General features: G+C 63.3%; 4 protein-coding genes. 2 read left to right on the top strand and 2 right to left on the bottom strand.

The window, feature by feature from the left end:
- Positions 1-298 precede the first annotated feature (298 nt).
- Both Q0579_RS06540 and Q0579_RS06535 read right to left on the bottom strand, forming a co-directional pair.
- Positions 299-973 (bottom strand): SOS response-associated peptidase family protein, encoded by a 675-nt coding sequence (locus Q0579_RS06540; RefSeq protein WP_298810388.1) that lies wholly within the window; start codon positions 971-973, stop codon positions 299-301.
- A 3-nt stretch (positions 974-976) separates the two neighbouring features.
- Entirely contained in the window at positions 977-1,246 is a 270-nt protein-coding gene (locus Q0579_RS06535) for an HU family DNA-binding protein (protein WP_298810386.1), read from the bottom strand.
- A 64-nt stretch (positions 1,247-1,310) separates the two neighbouring features.
- On the opposite strand from Q0579_RS06535, the gene Q0579_RS06530 reads away from it, so the two are divergent.
- Together Q0579_RS06530 and Q0579_RS06525 are read left to right on the top strand one after the other, a co-directional pair.
- The gene (locus Q0579_RS06530; RefSeq protein WP_298810385.1) at positions 1,311-1,463 is read left to right on the top strand and encodes a hypothetical protein; all 153 of its coding nucleotides are present in this window, start codon (positions 1,311-1,313) and stop codon (positions 1,461-1,463) included.
- Positions 1,464-1,517: 54 nt separating this feature from the next.
- On the top strand, positions 1,518-2,193 hold a 676-nt coding region (locus tag Q0579_RS06525; protein ID WP_298810382.1), incomplete at its 3' end, for a hypothetical protein.

The following is a 2,193-nucleotide window of genomic DNA, read 5'->3' as shown; positions in this document are numbered from 1 at the left end:
AGCATCCCCGCTACGGCCGAATAGGCAAGGCGGCCCGTAGACCACGCTTACGATCTTGGCGAACTAGCCTTGCCGTTAGAGGTCGCGAGGCTGCTTTCGTCTTACGTTACAGAGACAGATCGAAGCCGTGAGCTGAACCAGCCGGAATCCTATGAAGAATCAATCGAGGAGGACAAGGATCGCGAGGAACGTCTACTCCTTGCGATTGTGCCTGCAGCGATGAAGGGGCTGGGGCTTTCGCGTTGGCAGCTGTTCGGCGACGAGTGAGCGTCACCTATCCGGTGTGTACGCCCTGCTGCTAATCCGTCGAGATCGTCATCAATTGAGATGGGTAAGGGGCAACAAGCCCGCTGATGTCCTCCCAAGGTGCAGTCAACCAGCGATCGTAATCGTCATCATGTAGGATCACCGGCATGGCTTTCGGGTGGATCGGGGCCACGATCGCGTTTGGCTCCGTTGTCAGAAACCCATAGGCGTTGCCGCGCTCGGTCGGTCTCCAAATGCCCGCGAATGCGAAAATTGGCCGGCTCGGCACGTCGAACCAGTGCAGCGGCTTCCTACCATCCTCCCCGGGGGCGAGCCCGTACTCGGAGAACGATGTCACTGGTACCAGGCAGCGCCGAGCAGGCGTGGTCAACATCGATCGCCAGAAGCTTGAGCTGAGATTTCGCACGTTGGTCACGTACTTGGTCAGCTTCACCGCTGGGTCGCGCTTGCTGGGCACCTGCGTCGGAACGCCCCACTCCATGCGCTCAAGCCGGCGATCGGCGCCGTCCTTCACGATCACAGCGCCATAGAAGGGCGTCTTCTTGCCCGTCGGGAAGATGTCGCCGGCTGGAAACGTCTCGTCGGGCTCGTAGGGCGGCCGGATGCCAAAGGTCGCCATCACCTCGGCCTGCTTGGCCGTGAGCCGATACCTATTGCACATCCGCGCCTCCTGTCGGCGCCGGCGAGCGAACTCGCCGGCGCGCATGCCTCAGAGCTTGTCCTTCAGGCCCTTGGCAGCCGTGAACGCGACCTTCTTTGACGCCGCGATCGTCATGGTCGCGCCGGTCGCCGGATTACGACCCTCACGCTCCGGCCGATCCTTCACGGTGAACTTGCCAAAGCCATTGATCGAGACCTCTTCGCCCTTCGCAGCCGCGGCCGCGATCTGGTCGAAGACCGCGGTGATCGTCTTCTTCGCGTCCGCCTCGCTCGAACCCGTCACGGCCGCGACACCCTTGGCCAGCTCACCAACGTTCATGGTAATCGTACCTCCCTGAGAAACGGAGCGGACCATACCGATGTCGGATGTTGAGGCAACGATCGTGCTGGACGATGCCAGCGCCAACGCGATCCGGCTCATGCTCTCGAAGCTGGAAGAGCACGACGTCGCGGCTGTTTTCGAGATGGTCGGAGGCACTGGTCCGATCGGCGACCTGGCCGCAGAGGCGATGAAGGATCGCAATATGGATCTATAATCGCTAGCTCGATCCAGCGCGGCAGGGGAGGGGCGCTCGGTCGAACGGAGAGATATGATGGTAGATCGTAGGAAGCGGCCGCAGGGCGGCGCCGAGGTCCTCGTCTTCCTTGACCATCACCGGCTTGCGCACACCCCAGACCACTATGCCTTCGCCCACGACTACCTGAGCGGCGAGGACACGCAGCTGCGCAAACGCGTCGACGGCGCGATCGACGGCGGTGTCCGCCTGACCGAAGAGCAGGTGCTGCAGCTACGGCCTGCCGCGCCCTCGAACGTGGCGCCCGAGCTCGATCACATCACGCTGCGTGTCCTCGACGTCGTCGGAGACGCGATGACGATCACGACCGATCTCAGCCGCGAACTGGTGACGGCTTCCGCGGCGCTGCTCGATGAACCAGGAGCGACGGTCGGCCCGCTGCTCGCGACCATGCTCCGCCGGGCAGAGAGCGCAGAAGCAAGTTTCGCGCAGGCTGCGGCCCGCGCGCGCCAAATCCGCGCCGAGCTGGCGGCTCTGCAGGCAGCAGGGCAGCACGACCCACTGACGGGGCTGACAAACAGGAAGGGCTTCGAGGATCGCCTCGCCGGCGACCTACGGGATCCAGTCTGCCTCGCTCTCGTCGATGTCGATGGCCTTCGCGGCATCAACGAGAGCCACTCGCCAGCAGTCGGTGACTGTCAATCGGCGTCCAAAAAGGACCCCCTATCGGCGTGCAAAAGGGACCCCCTTC

Source organism: uncultured Sphingomonas sp. (assembly GCF_936927845.1).
In the GTDB taxonomy this organism is placed as follows: Bacteria; Pseudomonadota; Alphaproteobacteria; order Sphingomonadales; family Sphingomonadaceae; genus Sphingomonas.
This window is presented reverse-complemented; position numbering and strand designations above follow the sequence as displayed.